The 608-nt window shown below is 43.3% G+C and carries 1 protein-coding gene; it reads left to right on the top strand.

Going from position 1 to position 608, the window contains the following annotated elements; genetic code table 11:
• The first annotated feature begins 119 nt into the window (after positions 1 to 119).
• A complete protein-coding gene (locus tag ELS82_RS25740) occupies positions 120 to 353 on the top strand; it encodes a hypothetical protein (RefSeq protein ID WP_244230896.1) in 234 nt (77 codons plus the stop codon).
• Positions 354 to 608: the final 255 nt, after the last annotated feature.

Raw genomic sequence — 608 nt, 5'->3', positions numbered from 1 at the left:
GTATTACTCGCTGCAAAACAGCGAAAACCTGAACGATGGACTGGTGATATCAGGAACTGTAAGCCAGTTGGCGAAGTCCACCTAAATCCAGAAAGAGAAGCTGCTTAATAAGCGAGCAAATGATGGCAACTATCTTGAAAAACACCGGTTACGACAAGTTGGTATACAAGGACGAAGAAGGCAATCTAATTGACTATCAAAAAGGTGCTGGTAAAGCGCATTGGGACAAACTGTTCCGCGATGTAGGCATTCAAGTTAACGGTATTGCTTTCATTGATGTACTTGCTTGGTTAGCTTTGCTGGTGGGTGGTTGGTTTACATGGTGGAAGCATCGTAGAAACGATGAGAAGTAAGCCTAACAATAAATTCAAGCAGATTCGCAACGCTTGGCATTTTTGGTTTGAATCGGCTTTAGTGATTACGGCACAATGGTTCAGGTAGGTGGTAGCGTTGCTCACTACTTAATTTGGCGTTAGGCAAAGGGCAGAAAAGTTCTTTGTTCTAATCTTCTTGCTTCCTTTGCCCATCGTTTTTCTCGGTCGGCAATTCCGTATTGTCGGCTCAAGTTCTTGAATAACTCCAACCGTAAAACATGCCAAATTTCGTGG

Source organism: Vibrio ouci (genome assembly GCF_004551525.1).
GTDB classification, from domain to species: Bacteria; Pseudomonadota; Gammaproteobacteria; order Enterobacterales; family Vibrionaceae; genus Vibrio; species Vibrio ouci.
The sequence above is the reverse complement of the archived record's forward strand: the minus strand, read 5'-3'. Positions and strand labels throughout refer to the sequence as shown.